At 70.9% G+C, this 16,474-nt stretch carries 12 protein-coding genes; 4 read left to right on the forward strand and 8 right to left on the reverse strand.

Annotation, left to right across the window (positions count from 1 at the left end; genetic code table 11):
• Positions 1 to 87: 87 nt before the first annotated feature.
• The 3 genes from VGK78_RS09055 to VGK78_RS09065 are packed head-to-tail and all read right to left on the reverse strand — an operon-like array spanning position 88 to position 4,759.
• Positions 88 to 2,538 carry a CHAT domain-containing protein gene (locus VGK78_RS09055; RefSeq protein ID WP_331527287.1) on the reverse strand — a complete coding sequence of 817 codons (2,451 nt, stop codon included), beginning with the start codon at positions 2,536 to 2,538 and terminating at the stop codon, positions 88 to 90.
• 7 nt (positions 2,539 to 2,545) lie between these two features.
• The gene (locus tag VGK78_RS09060) at positions 2,546 to 4,249 is read right to left on the reverse strand and encodes a S8/S53 family peptidase (protein WP_331527288.1); all 1,704 of its coding nucleotides are present in this window, start codon (positions 4,247 to 4,249) and stop codon (positions 2,546 to 2,548) included.
• Positions 4,250 to 4,276: 27 nt separating this feature from the next.
• Positions 4,277 to 4,759, reverse strand: a complete 483-nt coding sequence (locus VGK78_RS09065; protein ID WP_331527289.1) for a hypothetical protein — start codon at positions 4,757 to 4,759, stop codon at positions 4,277 to 4,279.
• Positions 4,760 to 4,903: 144 nt separating this feature from the next.
• Between VGK78_RS09065 and VGK78_RS09070 the strand changes: the two genes are divergently transcribed.
• Together VGK78_RS09070 and VGK78_RS09075 are read left to right on the forward strand one after the other, a co-directional pair.
• Positions 4,904 to 6,055, forward strand: coding sequence for a lipid II:glycine glycyltransferase FemX (locus VGK78_RS09070; protein ID WP_331527290.1), 1,152 nt, complete (start codon positions 4,904 to 4,906; stop codon positions 6,053 to 6,055).
• Complete coding sequence (locus VGK78_RS09075; RefSeq protein WP_331527291.1) at positions 6,052 to 7,101, forward strand: alanine racemase; 1,050 nt, start codon at positions 6,052 to 6,054, stop codon at positions 7,099 to 7,101. The genes VGK78_RS09070 and VGK78_RS09075 overlap by 4 nt, the downstream gene beginning before the upstream one ends.
• Here VGK78_RS09075 and VGK78_RS09080 read toward each other — a convergent pair.
• From VGK78_RS09080 to VGK78_RS09090, 3 genes are read right to left on the reverse strand one after another with little or no spacing between them, the layout of a single operon-like run.
• Positions 7,091 to 7,783 (reverse strand): TIGR02206 family membrane protein, encoded by a 693-nt coding sequence (locus tag VGK78_RS09080; RefSeq protein WP_331527292.1) that lies wholly within the window; start codon positions 7,781 to 7,783, stop codon positions 7,091 to 7,093. The genes VGK78_RS09075 and VGK78_RS09080 overlap by 11 nt on opposite strands.
• 15 nt (positions 7,784 to 7,798) lie before the next feature.
• A complete protein-coding gene (locus tag VGK78_RS09085; RefSeq protein WP_331527293.1) occupies positions 7,799 to 9,382 on the reverse strand; it encodes a glycosyltransferase family 87 protein in 1,584 nt (527 codons plus the stop codon).
• Complete coding sequence (locus tag VGK78_RS09090) at positions 9,265 to 11,565, reverse strand: transglycosylase domain-containing protein (protein WP_331527294.1); 2,301 nt, start codon at positions 11,563 to 11,565, stop codon at positions 9,265 to 9,267. Before VGK78_RS09090 ends, VGK78_RS09085 begins: the two co-directional genes overlap by 118 nt.
• 328 nt (positions 11,566 to 11,893) lie before the next feature.
• Between VGK78_RS09090 and VGK78_RS09095 the strand changes: the two genes are divergently transcribed.
• Positions 11,894 to 12,538, forward strand: a complete 645-nt coding sequence (locus tag VGK78_RS09095) for a PadR family transcriptional regulator (RefSeq protein WP_331527295.1) — start codon at positions 11,894 to 11,896, stop codon at positions 12,536 to 12,538.
• A 16-nt stretch (positions 12,539 to 12,554) separates the two neighbouring features.
• Complete coding sequence (locus tag VGK78_RS09100; RefSeq protein ID WP_331527296.1) at positions 12,555 to 13,640, forward strand: inositol-3-phosphate synthase; 1,086 nt, start codon at positions 12,555 to 12,557, stop codon at positions 13,638 to 13,640.
• A 91-nt stretch (positions 13,641 to 13,731) separates the two neighbouring features.
• Here the strand turns inward: VGK78_RS09100 and VGK78_RS09105 are convergent, their stop codons facing one another.
• Both VGK78_RS09105 and VGK78_RS09110 read right to left on the reverse strand, forming a co-directional pair.
• Positions 13,732 to 14,442: an AIM24 family protein gene (locus tag VGK78_RS09105; protein WP_331527297.1), complete on the reverse strand. Its 711-nt coding sequence runs from the start codon at positions 14,440 to 14,442 to the stop codon at positions 13,732 to 13,734.
• A gap of 90 nt (positions 14,443 to 14,532) precedes the next feature.
• Positions 14,533 to 16,474: RecQ family ATP-dependent DNA helicase (locus VGK78_RS09110; protein ID WP_331527298.1), on the reverse strand; the 1,942-nt coding region annotated here is incomplete at its 5' end.

The following is a 16,474-nucleotide window of genomic DNA, read 5'->3' on the forward strand; positions in this document are numbered from 1 at the left end:
GCGGGGAATTCGACACTTGTTGGCCCAGATTCCCCCCACCAAGTGACGAACTGGGCCCACAAGTCCCAGCCTGGTTTCGATGGCTGCTCAGCCGAAGCACACCAGCGGCGCCGGCGGACCGTTGGTGTCCACCTCGGCGAGCGCCCGGGCCAGAGCCGTGGTGGGCGGCAGACCTGAGGCAAGCTCGCGGTGCAGTGCCACGAGTACGTCGTGGGCGACCGCGTCGTTGATCGCCGCGGCCGAGGCGATCACGCAGCGAGATCCGGCGTGCAGCCAGGCAGCGGTCATCCCGATCAGCTCCTCACCACCGCGCAACGTCGAGCGGCCGACCTCGCACGCCGACAGCAGCACGATGTCGGGCACCGAGGTCAGCTGGTCGATGTCGTAGCCGAACCACGGGCCGTCGGCGAGCTCGAAGCCGGAGAACAACGGGTTCTCCGAGGAGTGTCGTCCGTGCGCGGAGACGTGGAGAACGTCTACCGAGCCCGCCAGCTTGCTGACCGCTTCGGCCGTCGCGTCCGGCCCGTGCAGGACCATGGCGGACGTCCAGGCAGCTGCCGCGGCCGACGTCTCGGCCTCTGCCTGGGCGACCCGCGGACCCGCCACGAAACCCGCAGAGGCCGAGCGCAGCGGCACCTCCGTGCGCGACAGCCATGACGTCGCGGACTGCGCGACCGTCACCGGACGCCCGTCGTTGCTCGGCAGGATCGACCAGGGCACGGTGGCCAGCACACCCGATGGTGTGAGCACGAGCTGACGGTCACCGACCACGTCGGCCAGCGGCGCCAGCAGCAGGTCGTCGAGGCGCCCGAGCCGGCCTCGGAGCTCGGACCGGATCGCGGATGCGAACACGCCCGGCAGCTCCGCCGCCGCCATGTCCAGGTCGGGGAGCAGTCCGCCGACCAAGGCGTCCAGGGCGGTGCGCGGCCCGAGATCGACCATCACGGCCGACTCGGAGGTGACCACGAGCGCCGCGACTTCGCGGCTCGTGACGACATGTGCGACCAGGGCCCGATCGGCACCGAGCCGGGCCCGGACGTCGGACAACGACACGGGGTCGTCGTACTCCCCGGAGCCACGGTTCTGCCAGGCCCGCTCCCGCACCCGCTGTCGGAGCTCGGCCTGCCGGCCGGCGCTGCCGCGCGACGACTCCTCGGTCGCCAACGAGCGCAGCTCCCGGAGGTCGGCCTGCACCTGATCGTCCCCGGGCACTCTCACCGGCTGCACCCGGCTCGCCAGCATCCGCGCCCGCTCCGACCACTCGAAGAGCACGTCCGGACGGCCCGACGCCACCGCGACCCGGAGTCCACGGACGGCGAGCCGCCGGCCGTGCCCGGTCACCATCGTCTGCAGGTCGAGACTCCCGAACGAGCTCTGCCACTCGTGCAGGTCCGCGAGGCCCCGCCGCAGGTGCGCCAAGGCGTCCGTTCGCCGCCCCGCCCTCTCGGCCAGCGCGGCCCGCACATCCCGCTCGCGCAGCCGTACGGCGAGCGGGGCGCGCGCCGGCACGCGGATCCTGGCCATGCGCTGTCGCGCGTCCTCGATCTCACCCCGTCGCGCTCTCACCAGCGCGGCGTCGAGTCGGGTGTCGATCGCCCACCACGGCATCTCGAGCCGCGCCAGCTCCTCGGCGAGCTCGTCGGCCCGCGCCACCAGCGACGGCTTGGTCCGCCGGAGCCGCACCTCGGCGCCGAGCACCACCGCCTCGGCGCGCACCCGCAGCGCCGGCGTCCGAGTCCTCGTGAACCGCGATCGCGCCGCCCGCGCGGCCGCCAGCGCGCGCTCGGGATCCCAAGCCAGCGCTGCCCGGGCGATCGTCAGCTCGGCCTCGCCGCGCCTCTGTACGAGCCGGTGCTGGCCCAGCGTTCGCGCCGCCTCCTCCAGGGCGAGCACGCCACTCAGCGTCAGCCCGGCCGCCATCAGCACCTCCGCCCGGTCCTGCTGGGAGATCGCCCGCAGGACCGGGCTCGAAGCCGACAGCTGATGAGCCGCGTTCTCCATGTCCCGCAGCGCGCTGACCAGGTCGCCGGCCAGGAACGCCGCGTAGCCGAGGTTGTGCTGTGCCTTGGGCACCTCCGTCTCCAGACCGGCTGCGGAGAAGTCCCGCATCGCGTCGGCGAAGTCCCCGGCAGCGGCGTCCGCCGAACCCTGCTGGAGATAGACACCACCGCGGTTGAGGTGGGCGCGGGCCCGCTCGCCCGGCAGAGTCCCGAGGTAGTCGATCGCGGAGCCGAAGCTGTTCAGCGCCCCGGTCACGTCGCCCGATCGCATCTGGAGCAGCGCCCGCTGGCTCTGCAGGATGCCGCGCGTCTCGACGCTGAGCTCCTCACGCTCGAGCGCGGCGCCACACAGGGCGAGGCCTCCCGCCGGGTCCCCCGTCTCGGCGGCGACGTAGGCCAGGCTGGCCTCGATCCTCGCCCTCAGGTCGTCGGACGACGCGCGGGTCAGACCTCGTTCGAGCAGCGGTCGAGCCGCCCTCGCCCTCCCCGCGTTGATCGCCTCGACCCCCCGCCGGTGGAGATCCTCGGCGGACAGCACCGGCCCATCATGACCGGAAGCGCGCCACCTCTTCCAGTGCGTCGCGCGCCAGCCCCTTGCAGGTGTCGACGTCGTCGTCGGCGTGCAGGTGGGTCGCGAGGTACGCCGCGAGCCGCCCCGCCATCAGCGGCGCGGCGAACGACGTACCGCTCCAGACGCCGAACCCCCCACGGAAGTCGTCGGGATCGATGTTCTCGCGGACCCGGCCGAAGGCCTCAGCCCTCGCGGCCGGCTGCAGGCTGCCCTGGAACGGTGGGACCGTGCTCATCACGGCCGCGCCCTCGACGTAGGAGCGGACCCAGTATCCCGCGTTGCTGAACAGCGCATCGGAGGTCCGGTTGGGGTTGAGCGCCCCCACCGACAGGATCGGGAGGTGGCCGGAGGGCGTGACCACGACCGAGCCGTCCTCCCCGTCCTCGTCGGGGAGCCAGGGTGCGAAGGCGGCAGGGAAGCACGGCCGGGAGGTGGCGTCGTTGCCCGCGGAGCACACGACCAAGGTGCCTCGGGCGGCGAGGTCGGACAGCACGGCGAACAGCGTCGGGTCGAACAGGGAGTCGTAGGCGGTCTCGTGGTAGTAGCCCATGGAAAGGCTCAGTACGTCGATCACCCGGCCCCCGTCGATGCCCTCGCGGCCGCGCCGGTTGAGCTCGGCGATCTGGGCGAGCGCGGTGATCCAGTCGGACTCGACGATCGGCCCCATCGACGGCACGACCCGCCAGGACAGGATGTCGGCGTCGGGGCAGCCCTGGTGGACGAGGCCGGCGATGAACGTGCCGTGCCCGGAGAGCGGGTCGATCATCCCGTCGAGCGCGCCAGCCTGGTCCCAGAACGTCTCGGGATCGGTGGCCGGGACGTCGTAACCGATCTCGTGGCCGTCCAGCTCCAGACCGCGAGTGACCACGTGGCGCCCCGGCCCGTCGAACCACGCGTGCTGGCCGCACCCGGTGTCGAGGATCGCGACGACCGGGCGGCGCCGACCCTCCTCGGGCTCGCCGCGATGGGGCGGGAGCCCGACGTACGCGATCGGCTGTCGCCCGCCCTGGCCGGGCACGGCGTACGTCGAGATCGGCGAGTCGCCGCCCCCGAACGGATGGCTGGAGTCGAACGGGTGCGAGGAGTCGAAGGGATGGCTGGAGTCGAACGGATGCGAGCTGTCGAACGGATGGCTGGAGTCGAAGGGCGACGAGACGACGACGTGGTCGAGGCTGATGCCCTGCAGCGTCTTCGGGCGGTCCCTGAAGCGGAGCCGCAGCTGCTGAAGCAGGGTGAATGCATCGGGCGGCAGCACCACGTCCGCGTCGGGCTTGATCGACAGGCCGACCTTGAGCACACCGAAGCGCAACCCCACGGTCTTCGGGTCCTCCGGCTCCAGGGTCGCCACCCAGCCGAGATCGTCGGCGACGCGGGCGACGAGCAGGAACCGCGACATGACGCGACCCTGCTCCTGGTCGTCCATGTCGCCGGTCGCGCGCCGGCAGTGGTCGACGAAGTCGGCGTGGTCTGCGTGGTCGAGACCGGGCTCGTCGCCCGGGATCGAGGTCGTCTTGGAGATCGTCAGCCGGGTCGCGACGTACGACGTCGTCCGCACCGTGACGCCCTCCACCCCCAGGGAGCCGGTCGGGTCCAGCTGTCTGCCGTCGACGGCGGTCATCGCCTCACGGACCGGTGGCTTCGGGTCACGGTCCATGTGCCTGCGCTTGTGGTTCTTCATCGACGTCCTGTCGGTCGGGGCTGACGGTCAGATCTCGAAGGCGGGCGTGCCGAACGTGCGCTCCTCACCCAGCTGGAGCGACACACGGTAGAAGCCGGTCGGCAGGTCGTTGAACTCGAAACGCCCACTGGCCTCGGCAACCGAGTCGTAGGTGCGCCCTTCGCCGCCCACCTGGCGGATCTGGACCGGTGCGCTGGAGGCGGGCACCAGCCAGCCGTCGAGCCGGGCGCGGCCCTCCTCCTCGGAGGCGCCGACGCGCACGAGGAGATCGACGCCCTCGCCTCCGAAGCGCAGGGTGTACGAGCGAGCCCCACCACGGGTGCCCACCAGCTCCGCGAAGCGCTCGACCACCAGCATCAGCTGGAGCTCGAGGTCGGGATCGTGGTCGGCGACGTCGCGGGTCACGGCCACCATCCGCTCGACCATGCCGGACGGCACAGGGTCGTACGCCGCGGCGGCGCGGCGTACGGCCTCGAGCAGCTGCTCGTCGGGAAGGTGCGGGTCGGTCATCGGTGCCTCGTCGGGGACGTTATCGCTGCTCGGGGGCGCTCGCAGGAGCATGGCTGAACCGGCGTCGACGACAGGCGGCGACCACCGTTCACCTCACAGGAGCACCCGGGGCCGTCGCTGATACATCCCGGTAGCCTCGTCGCCGTGATCCCCACGGTGCTGCCGATCTCCGCCGACGAACATCGCGCGTTCATCCGCGAGCAGCCCTGGGCGAGCTTCCTGCAGACACCGGGGTGGGCCACGGTCAAGTCGGAGTGGCGGGGTGAGTCGCTGGGCTGGTACGACGGCGAGCGGCTGGTCGGCGCGGGGCTGGTGCTCTACCGGAAGCTGCCGAAGCTGCCCCGTTACCTGGCCTACCTCCCGGAGGGCCCGGTCCTCGACTGGGCCCGGCCGGGTGTCAGCGACGACGTCGGGGACTGGCTGGCCCCGATGACCGAGCACCTGCGCAGTCGTGGTGCGTTCGGCGTGCGGATGGGTCCGCCGGTCGTGACCCGACGCTGGAGCGCCGAGCAGGTCAAGGCCGGCATCGCCGACGACACGGTGCACAGACTGGGCGAGATCGCACCCCTCGTCCGCTCCTCGACCGGCGCCCGGGTCGTCCAGCAGCTCGAGGCACTGGGCTGGCGGCGCCAGGTGGCCCAGGGCGGGTTCGCCGCGGGCCAGCCGTCGTACACCTTCGTCATCCCGCTGGTCGCCGACGACGGCACGCGGCGTACCCAGGACGACGTGCTCGCCGGCATGAACCAGCTCTGGCGCCGCAACATCCGCAAGGCTGAGAAGGCCGGCGTGGTGGTCGCGCAGGGGTCGCGGGAGGACCTCAAGGCCTTCCACGACCTCTACGTCCACACGGCGCGGCGCGACCACTTCACTCCGCGCCCGCTCGCGTACTTCGAGACCATGTACGACGCGCTGGGCGCGGACGACCCCGACGACCCGGGCCGGATCAGCCTCTGGCTGGCCCACCACGAGGGCGACCTCGTCGCCGCGACCGTCGGCGTCCGGGTCGGGAAGCACGCGTGGTACTCCTACGGCGCCTCATCCACCGACAAGCGCGAGGTGCGGGGCTCCAACGCCGTGCAGTGGGCGATGATCCGCGACGCCATCGCCCATGGCGCCGACGTCTACGACCTGCGCGGCATCACCGACACCCTCGACGCCGACGACCCCCACGTCGGGCTGATCCAGTTCAAGGTCGGCACGGGGGGCCAGGCGGTCGAGACGGTGGGCGAGTGGGACCTGCCCCTGAACAAGCTGCTCTACCGGGGTTTCGAGCTCTATCTCCGGCGGCGCTCGTGAGCCTGACCCTCACCGTCGACGGCGAGCGCTGGCGGCGGCACCTCCGCACGGTCGCCGACCGGACGCCCGGGCTCACCCCGGTCGCGAAGGGCAACGGGTACGGCTTCGGGATCGGCCGGCTCGCGCGCAAGGCCCAGTGGCTCGGGGTCGACACGCTCGCGGTCGGCACCTACGAGGAGCTGCCCGAGGTGATGCAGCGCTTCGACGGCGACCTCCTCGTGCTCACCCCGTGGCGCCCGGCCGGCTCGGACCTCCCCGACAACCTCCCGCCACCCCGCGTGATCCACACCGTGAGCCGGCTGGTCGACCTGCTCGCCCTGCTCGGGCGGCAGCCCGACGCCCGGATCGTGCTCGAGCGCCTGACCAGCATGCGCCGACACGGGATGACCGCCGAGGAGCTCCGCTCGGCCGCGAAGCTCCTCGAGCGCAGACCGGCACGCGTCGAGGGGGTCGCCTTCCACCTGCCGCTGGCGGCGGGGGCACACCTGACCGAGGTGGTCGGCCTGGTCAACGACGTCGTCGCCTCCGGCCTGGCGACGAGGCGGTTGTGGGTCAGCCATCTGACGCCGTCCGAGCTGACCTCGCTCCGCACGTCGTACGCCGACTTCGAGGTGCGTCCGCGTATCGGCACCGACCTCTGGCTCGGTGACCGCGCCGCGCTGAAGGTCACCGCGACCGTGCTCGACGTGCACGAGGTCGAGCGCGGCGACGTCTTCGGCTACCGCGGGCGCACGGCACCCAAGGCCGGCCACATCCTGGTCGTGTCCGGAGGCACCGCCCACGGCATCGGGCTGGAGGCGCCGACCGGCGACCACTCGCTGCGCGCCCGCGCTGCGACCCTGGCCCGCGGCGGCCTGGACGCGGTCGGGTTCGTCCGGTCGCCGTACACCGTCGACGGCAAGCACCGGCTCTTCGCCGAGCCGCCGCACATGCAGGCCTCGATGCTGTTCCTCCCCCACGGCCCGCGGGTGCCGGCCGTGGGTGACGAGATCGAGGTGCGGGTCCGCTACACCGCGACCGACTTCGACCGCGTCGTCATCGACTGACCTGTTCGGAGGCTCGGCGCCGCGGCAGCCCGGTCCACGGCAGGGTGATCAGCGCCCATCCGATCGCCACGATCGCCGCCTCCACCGCGACGTAAGCCGGCCACGGGCCGAGGTACGACAGCACCGTGCCCGACGGCTTGCGGTTGACGTATCCGTAGTTGGAGCCGACCGCCGCGTTCACGACGTACGCCGTCACGAGCCACGCCAGCGTCCACCCCAAGGCGCGTCGGTAGGCCGTCCAGTCCGGCCCGTGCCGGAGCACGATCGTCAGGTAGGCGGCGCCCCACACCATCAGCGCGTGCTTGATGAAGAACACGAAGAACTCCGGCTGCGGGAACGCCTGGGTCAGCGTCGGCTGCACGAGCGCCTGCACCGCCAGCGTGAGACCCCAGTAGTAGGTCAGCGCGGTCGGCGTCGGCCGCATGGTGAGCAGCGCCCAGGCCACGACGACCCAGCCGAACCCGCAGATCTGCAGGGGCAGTGAGCTCTGCACGTCGAAGGGGACCAGGCCCTGCACCAGCGAGACGGTCCCGAGGACCAGGTTGCCGACCGCGAACCACACCGCCACCGGGCGCTCTGCCGGCGTCCCTCGGACCCGCGGCCCGAGGGTGAGCAGCCCGACGGTCCCGATCGCGAAGAGCGTGAGGACGACCAGGTGCGAGGGCGAGTACGCCGTGAACACAGCGCGACCCCTGCCTCAGCCGCCCCCGGTGCGGCCGAGCGTGAGGCGACCCGGCTCGGTCGGGGGCCAGAAGGAGTGCCGGGCCGGGAGTGGTCGGCCGGTGCGGACCACGTCGTACTCCGGCATCACGACGTCACGCACCACGACCACCGCCAGGTAGACCTGCGCGGCGAGCCGGATGCCGACCGCCAGCCAGTAGAAGCCGGCGTTGCCGCCGCCGCCGGGGTTGAGGTAGGTGCCGAGGTACCACCAGACCGAGGCGAAGTAGAAGATCTCGCCGGCCTGCCAGATCAGCTGGTCGCGCCACCGCGGTCGTGCCATGACCGCGAGCGGCAGCAGCCACAGGGCGTACTGCGGCGAGTAGACCTTGTTGACGAGCAGGAACCCGACCACCACCAGGAACCCGAGCTGCGCCAGACGCGGCGTCTGCGGCGCCAGGAGCCCGAGCGCCGCCACCGCGACGCACCACATCCCGAAGAAGAGCCACGAGACCAGGTTGATGGTGTGCGCCGCGTAGACGTGACCGCCCATCTGCTGGAGCACCAGCCAGACGGAGCCGAGGTCGGCGCCGCGATGGGCGTTGAAGGTCCAGAAGACGCTCCACTCGTGGCGGCCCGAGAGGTACGCGGGGGCGTTCACGACCGCCCAGGTCACGACGCCGGTCGCGGTGGCGGCTGCCAGATCGCGCCACCGCCGTTGCCGACCCCAGATCACCAGCAGGCCGCCCAGCAGGAACAGGGGGTAGAGCTTGAGCGCCGTGCCCAGGCCGATCAGGAGCCCGGTGAGCAGGGTGCGGTCGCGCGACTGCGCCCACAGGGCCCCGGCCACGCAGGCCACGGCCAGGAGGTCCCAGTTGATGAGGCCCTCGAACAGCAGCACCGGCGAGAGTGCGAACAGCGCGGCATCCCACGGTCGTCGCCGATGGACGCCGGCGAGCAGCCAGGCCGCGAGCAGCGCGCAGATCCCGAAGCCGATGGCGTTCACGGCGGTGAAGAGCATGCTCTCGCGCAGCACGTCGTGATCGGCGTACAGCTGCCCCTGCGACATGGCCCCGCGCGGTGCGAGGTCGGGGGAGCCGGACAGCCAGTGCGTGACCTCGGCCGCGGCGAAGGCGTAGTAGGAGATGCCGACCGGGTACTCCATCACGTCGTACCGGTCGCGCACCTCGATCGAGTCGGAGTAGGGCCAGTCCAGCTCGGCGAAGCCGCGGCCGACGTACAGGTAGGGCAGGTCGGAGTAGCACATCTCCGAGTAGCGGCTCTGGCTGTTGGTCCACTGCGCGTCGTAGCACGGCGCCTTCTGCACCAGGCTCAGCGCGAAGCAGACCGCGGTCAGCGCCAGGATGACGCGCACCGGGGTCCACCAGGGGTGGCCTCCGACGTGCTCGCCCGACGGACCGCCCACCCCGTGGCTCAGCGCGGCGACGACCGGGTCATCCGCCGTGGGGCGGACCGCCGTACGGCGGTCGTCACCCTCCTCGGTCACCAGTACGGCTCGCGGGACGCCATCACCGCGGGCCGTGCGCCCGCCGTCGTGGTGGTGGTTGTCGGTGACGTGGTGGTCGGTGACGTCGTGGTCGACGAGCTGGAGGACGGACACAGCTTCGGAATGCAGGAGGGCGGACCGTTGGTCTTTGTCGCTGTCGAGGACGGCGGAGCGGAGGTGGTGGCCTCACTGGTCGGCGCGGTGGACGTCGGCGCCGACGAGGCGGTCTTCGTGGTCCGCGGCGGCGGCGGGGGCGGGGTGTACGGCGCGTGGCCGGTCTCGGGCGGCTTGCCCGTGACGTAGGCCGGCGGCGGGAACTCCTGCACCGGCAGCCCCTCGAGGTCCTGCTTCATCACCGCGGCCCAGGTGGCCGTCGGGTAGCCGGCGCCGAAGTAGCCGGCCGCGCCGTTGTACGGCGGGAGCCAGTCGTTGAGCGCGTTGTCGCCGTCGCCGCGCACGTACATCACCGCCGTCGCCAGCTGCGGGGTGAAGCCGACGAACCACGACGAGGACACGTCGCCGTTGTCGTTGGTGGCGGTGCCGGTCTTGCCGGCCGCCGGACGCCCGATCGCCTGTGCGTTGACGCCGGTGCCGTGCTGCACCACCTGCTGCAGCGCGTAGCTCACGTCGCGGTCGATGTCGGGCTTGATCGCCTCGGTGGTGTGGGGCTTGTACTGGTAGAGCACCTTGCCGGTGCTGTCGGTGACCTTGTTGATCACGTGCACGTCGGCCCGCTGTCCGCCGTTGGCGATCGTGGCGTAGGTGTTGGCCATGTTGATCGCGCTGATCCGGGCCTTGCCCAGCGTGATCAGGGCGTCGGCGTCGAGGTCGCGCGAGGTGTTCGGGATGCCCGGGTAGTGGGGGTCGGCCTTGTCCGGCGGGATGCCCATCTTCTCGGCCTGCTCGTAGATCTTCTGCGGACCGTCCTTCATGCTCGAGGACATGTCGACGAACGCCGTGTTGACCGACTGCTCCATGGCGGTGATCGACGAGATCGCCGAGCCGTAGTTCGTCCCGGTGCTGTCACCCTCGTTGTGGACCTCGAGCCCGTCGGGGAAGGTGAACGGCGAGTTGCCGTCCCAGGTGCTCTTCAGCGAGTAGCCGTCGGCGATCGCCGCCGCCAGGGAGGCCGGTTTGAACGTCGAGCCGACCATCCCTCCGGCTTCTGCCCAGTTGATCTGAGACTGCAGGTAGTCCTGTCCGCCGTAGAAGCCGAGCAGCGCGCCGGTGCCCGGCTGCACGGTCGCGACGGCGACGTGCAGCTCCTTGTGCGACAGCTTGGGCCGCACGGCGCGTACGCCGGTCGCCGCCGCGGCCATGGCCTTCCGGGTCAGCGTCGTGTAGACGCGGAGCCCGCCGCCGTCGATCTGGTCGTCGGTGAAGTCGAGGTCCTGCAGCTCCTGGCGCACGAGGGCCAGCATGTGCCCCTTCTGCCCGCCGTACTTGCTGGACTGCTTGAAGACCGGGAACTTCGGCAGGTGCTTCTCGGCCTTCGCGGCCTTCGCCTCAGGGATGGTGTGCATCGACACCATCCCGTTCAGCACGTAGCGGTAGCGGCCTAGCAGGGCCTGCTTCGCCTGCTTGCCGTTGGCGGGGTCGTACTCGGTCGGGTTGTTCAGCACGCTCGCGATCACGGCGCTCTGTCCTAGCGAGAGCTTCGACGCGTCGACCCCGAAGTAGGCCTGCGCCGCCGCCTGCACGCCGTACGCACCGCGGCCGAAGTAGATGGTGTTGAGGTAGCCCTCGAGGATCTTCTGCTTGCTCAGCTGCTTCTGCAGCTTCAGCGACAGGATCGCCTCGTGGATCTTGCGGCTCAGCGACCGCTCCTGGGTGAGGTACAGGATCTTCACGTACTGCTGGGTGATCGTCGAGGCACCCTGCGTCGCACCGCCGCGCGCATCGTTGAACGCTGCGCGGATGATGCCCTTGGGGTCGATGCCGTGGTTGGTCCAGAACGTGCGGTCCTCGGCGGCGACGACCGCGTCCTTCAGGTTGGACGGCATCTCGCTGAGGGGGATGATCTGCCGGTTCTGGGTGGCGTACTGGCCGACCTGGGTCTTGCCGTCGCTGTAGTAGACGAACGAGGACTGGGTCTGGAAGTCCTTGTTGGGATCGGGGATCGCCGTGGTCTTGTAGAGGTAGACGAACACGCCGATCAGCACCAGCGATCCGGCCAGTGCGACGATCAGGCACCACTTGGCGATCTTCAGGGCGCGCTTCTTGGCTCGGCCGTTGCCGGCCGGCGGCTTCGGCTTGCGCTTGACGGCGGGACCTTCGGCCCTGCGCTTGGCGGTCAACACTCACTCCAGGCACATCGGGGGTACATCGGGGCTGCATCGCGGTGCCCCGGGGGCGCGGTGCACAGCGACGGCGACGGGGCTCAGGCCGCCTGCGGGAAGAGCGGACCGAGCCGCACCGAGCCGCACCGGGCCACACCGTCGGAGTCGAGGGTACGGGGCGCGACCGAACCGGACCGAAACGACGCTCCCTTGTCCCGTGATATATCGTGCTGATACGTTGAGTCGATAGAACGCCGCGACACATCCGCGCACTCAGGATGCCGTACGGCGTACCCCGTGGCCCACGTGGCCGATGGTCCGACCCGAACTCTGGAGGGAGGCGGAGATGGCGCGCAAGGCGGCCTCGCTCGAGCTGGCCGTGCTCGGCCTGCTCCACGAGTCCCCCCTGCACGGCTACGAGCTGCGCAAGCGGCTCAACCTCCTGCTCGGCTGGGGTCGGCTGCTGTCCTACGGCTCGCTCTACCCCGCTCTGAAGCGGTTGCTGCGCGCGGGCTGGATCACCGAGGTCACCGCGACGTCGCCGGGAGTCTCCCGACGGCAGCGGATCGTCTACCAGATCACGCCTGCCGGCCGGCAGCACTTCGGCGAGCAGATCACCGACACCGGTCCGTCCGCGTGGGAGGACGACTCCTTCAACACGAGGTTCGCGTTCTTCTCCCGCACCGACGCCGACGTCCGGCTGCGCATCCTCGAGGGACGGCTGTCCCGGCTCCAGGAGCGTCTCGACCGCGCCCAGCACTCCGGTCGCGGCGGCTCCGGGGACGACCGCTATCTCTCCGAGCTGCGCCGCCACTCCATCGAGTCCGTCGAGCGTGAGGTCAAGTGGCTGACCGACCTCATCAACGCCGAGCGCTCGAGCGACAGATCCGCCGAGCAGACCCCCGCGGCGACCCGCCCGGACCAGGACCAGAGCGACACCACCATCAGCGCGGCCCCCCCGGCCGACGCGACGACCGGAAACACCCGCTAGGAAGGAACAGACCCTCATGGGTTCGGTACGAGTAGCAATCGTGGGCGTCGGCAACTGCGCGACGTCCCTGATCCAGGGCGTCGAGTACTACAAGGACGCCGACCCCGCGGGCTCGGTGCCCGGCCTGATGCACGTGACGTTCGGTGACTACCACGTCTCCGACGTCGAGTTCGTCGCGGCCTTCGACGTCGACGCCAAGAAGGTCGGCTTCGACCTCGCGGACGCGACCCAGGCCTCGGAGAACAACACGGTCCGCATCTGCGACGTGCCCCCGACCGGTGTCATCGTCCAGCGCGGCCACACCCTCGACGGCCTCGGGAAGTACTACCAGGAGACCATCGAGGAGTCCGACACCGAGCCGGTCGACGTCGTCCAGGTGCTCAAGGACACGGGGGCCGACGTACTGGTGTCCTACCTGCCGGTGGGCTCGGAGCAGGCGGACAAGTTCTACGCCCAGTGCGCCATCGACGCCGGCGTCGCTTTCGTCAACGCGCTCCCCGTGTTCATCGCCTCCGACCCCGAGTGGGCCAAGAAGTTCGAGGACGCCGGCGTCCCGATCGTCGGTGACGACATCAAGAGCCAGGTCGGCGCGACGATCACCCACCGCGTGATCGCCAAGCTGTTCGAGGACCGCGGGGTCGTGCTCGACCGCACCTACCAGCTCAACGTCGGCGGCAACATGGACTTCAAGAACATGCTCGAGCGCGAGCGCCTGGAGTCCAAGAAGATCTCCAAGACGCAGTCGGTGACCTCCAACCTGCACGGTCCGCTCGGCGGCAAGATCCAGGACCGCAACGTCCACATCGGCCCGTCCGACTACGTCCAGTGGCTCGACGACCGCAAGTGGGCCTACGTCCGCCTCGAGGGCCGCGCCTTCGGCGACGTCCCGCTGAACATGGAGTACAAGCTCGAGGTCTGGGACTCACCGAACTCCGCCGGCATCATCATCGACGCGCTCCGCGCCGCAAAGATCGCCAAGGACCGAGGTCTCGGCGGCCCGATCATCTCCGCATCGTCGTACCTGATGAAGAGCCCGCCGGTGCAGCTGCCCGACGACGAGGGCCGCGCCCGCGTCGAGGCGTTCATCCGCGGAGAGGAATGAGCCTCACCCGCTGACTCAGGGGCGGTGAGCCAGGACCGTTCGGCACCTCCGAAACCGGTCCCGGCTCACCGCTCCTTGCACGTGCCGACCCTCAGCTGAGCAGGTCGCCGATCAGTCCGCCCGGGCCGCCGGAGGAGTTCGACGGAGTTTGCTCCCACTCGTCGGCCTGGACGACGACGAAGCCCGGGCCGGAGAAGGCGTACTGGAAGGCCTCGCCGGAGCCGCCGCGCAGCATCGACTTGAACTTCATGCTCGAGACCATGCTCGGGGTCAGGTTGGCCGACCAGGCGACGCAGGCCTGGGTGTCGACGTACGTCGGCTGCTGGGAGCAGTCGAGCACCACCGGCTTGCCGATCGTGTGCAGCGCGACCATGCCCTGGCCGCTGACCGTGGTGTTGAAAAGACCGCCGGCGAGCATCCCGGCGCCCTTGGTGCGGTGGATGTCCCACTCGAGGGAGGCGTCGAAAGCGAGCAGGTTGCGGCCGTTGACGCTGATCGCGTCGCCGGTGAGCTGGACGAGGTTGACGAAGCCGGCCCGGCTGGCGAAGAACACCTCGCCCTGGCCGGTGACCCGCATCAAGGGGTTGTCCTCGGAGGTGACCATCTTCTTCAGCAGCTTGCCCATGCTGCCGGCCTTCTCGTGGTGGAACTCGACCGAGCCCTGGAACGCGACCATCGCACCCTTGGTGGCGAGCACGTCGGGCCCGAGCGAGACCCGGAGCATCTGGCTGTTCTGGAGGGCGAACCGCTGCTGCTGGTCCGCGATCTCGAGGTTGGACCGGTCGAAGAGCTCGCTCTGCATGCGCACACCCTAGGGGGCACCCTGAACTGCCGGCCGTGACCGATGAAGGCCGGTGATGAGGCTGTCCGATGGGGATCGAGGTGTGCCGCGTCAGGAGCGGGCCGCCAGGACCAGCGGCAGCACCTCGGTGGCGCCGGCCTCCCGGAGCGCGTGGGCGGCGATGGTCAGCGTCCAGCCGGTGACGACCTGGTCGTCGACCAACAGCACCGGGCCCGCCGGGACCTCCGCGTCGAGGCGGAAGCGCCGCGTCACCGCGGCCACCCGCTGGGCCGAGTTCATCGCACCGCGTCCGGGCTCGACGGTCGGGTCGGCGATCGCCCAACGCCCGACCAGGGGCTTCTTCAGGTACCGGGAGAGTCCCTCGGCCAGGTCGGACGTCAGGGTCGGGCGGCTCGCGGAGCCGACCACGACGATGCCGTCGACGCGCGGGCGCCAGTCGTTCAGCACCTCGATCACGGCGTGGACGAGGCCGTCGGGGACGCGTTGGTCGGCCGGCGGCTCGGCGAACAGCCGGCGCAGCGCCTGGCCGTGGCCGAGGTCGGTGAGCCGGGCCACGGCCCGACCGGGCTCCGCTCCCTCACGGATGCGGCCGTGGAGGTCGAGCCCGACGTTGGACAGCGCGGAAGGCCACATCACCCGCGGCTCGACCACGACACCCGGGCGCTCGATTCGGCTGCGCGCCTCGTGGACGGCGTCGTCGGAAACGGCGGTGGGCAGCTCCAGCCCGCCGCAGTTGTCGCAGCGCCCGCACCGGGTCGTCTCCCCGACGTCCGGGTCGTCGAGCTGGTCGCGCAGGAACCACATGCGGCAGCGGTCGGTGTCGAGGTAGTCGAGCATCGCCCGCTGCTCACCCTTGCGCGCCTCGGTCACCCGTTCGTACCGCTCGGCGTCGTAGCTCCACTCGCGTCCGGTGGCCTCCCAGCCGCCGCGGACCCGGCGTACGGCGCCGTCGACGTCGAGCACCTTCAGCATCTGCTCCAGCCGGCTCCGGCCGAGGTCGACCCGGGTCTCGAGGGTGCCGACGCTCGCGACGCCCTCCTCGGCGAGGACCCGCAGCGTGTGGCGCACCTGCTCCTCCCGCGGGAAGGCCAGGGAGGCGAAGTAGGCCCAGATGTCGGTGTCCTCCTGCTGCGGCAGGAGCACGACCGAGGCGTTGTCGGTGCCGCGGCCGGCGCGACCGACCTGTTGGTAGTAGGCAACCGGCGACTGCGGGGCGCCGAGGTTGACCACGAACCCGAGCGTCGCGTCGAAGCCCATGCCGAGCGCGCTGGTCGCCACCAACGCCTTGATCCGACCGGATGCGAGGGCGTCCTCGAGCTCGAGCCGCTCGGTCGGCTCGGTCTGACCGGAGTACGCCGCGACGTCGTGCCCGCGGGAACGCAGGTAGTCGGCGACCTGCTGTGTCGCCGCGACGGTCAGGCAGTAGACGATGCCGGAGCCGGGCTGCTCGGCGAGGTGATCGGCGAGCCAGGCCAGCCGCTGCTCGGGGATCGGCAGCCGCACCACACCGAGCCGGAGCGACTCGCGGTCGAGGGAGCCCCGCAGCACGAGCGTCTCGCTCTGCGCGTCGGCGCCAGCAAGCTGCTCGGCGACGTCGGCACTCACCCGCGCGTTCGCGGTGGCCGTGGTCGCCAGCACCGGGATGCCGGGCGGCAGCTCGGCGAGCAGCGTGCGGATGCGGCGGTAGTCGGGGCGGAAGTCGTGGCCCCAGTCGGAGATGCAGTGGGCCTCGTCGACGACCAGCAGCCCACACGTCGCGGCCAGACGGGGCAGCACCTCGTCGCGGAAGCCGGGGTTGTTGAGCCGCTCGGGACTGACCAGGAGGACGTCGACCTCACCGGCTCGGACCGAGGTCTGGATCTCCTCCCACTGCTCGATGTTGGTCGAGTTGATGGTGACCGCGCGGATACCGGCGCGCTGGGCGGCGGCGATCTGGTTGCGCATCAGCGCCAGCAGCGGCGACACGATCACGGTCGGCCCGGCGCCCTCGGCGCGGAGCAGGAGGGTGGCCACGAAGTACACCGCCGACTTG

Source organism: Nocardioides sp., from assembly GCF_036503465.1.
In the GTDB taxonomy this organism is placed as follows: Bacteria; Actinomycetota; Actinomycetes; order Propionibacteriales; family Nocardioidaceae; genus Nocardioides.

Bases quoted from the DNA above. Each gene is read 5' to 3' on its own strand.
- VGK78_RS09060 (WP_331527288.1), bottom strand. From the start codon at position 4,249: ATGAAGAACCACAAGCGCAGGCACATGGACCGTGACCCGAAGCCACCG.
- VGK78_RS09100 (WP_331527296.1), top strand. From the start codon at position 12,555: ATGGGTTCGGTACGAGTAGCAATCGTGGGCGTCGGCAACTGCGCGACG.
- VGK78_RS09065 (WP_331527289.1), bottom strand. From the start codon at position 4,759: ATGACCGACCCGCACCTTCCCGACGAGCAGCTGCTCGAGGCCGTACGC.
- VGK78_RS09095 (WP_331527295.1), top strand. From the start codon at position 11,894: ATGGCGCGCAAGGCGGCCTCGCTCGAGCTGGCCGTGCTCGGCCTGCTC.
- VGK78_RS09105 (WP_331527297.1), bottom strand. From the start codon at position 14,442: ATGCAGAGCGAGCTCTTCGACCGGTCCAACCTCGAGATCGCGGACCAG.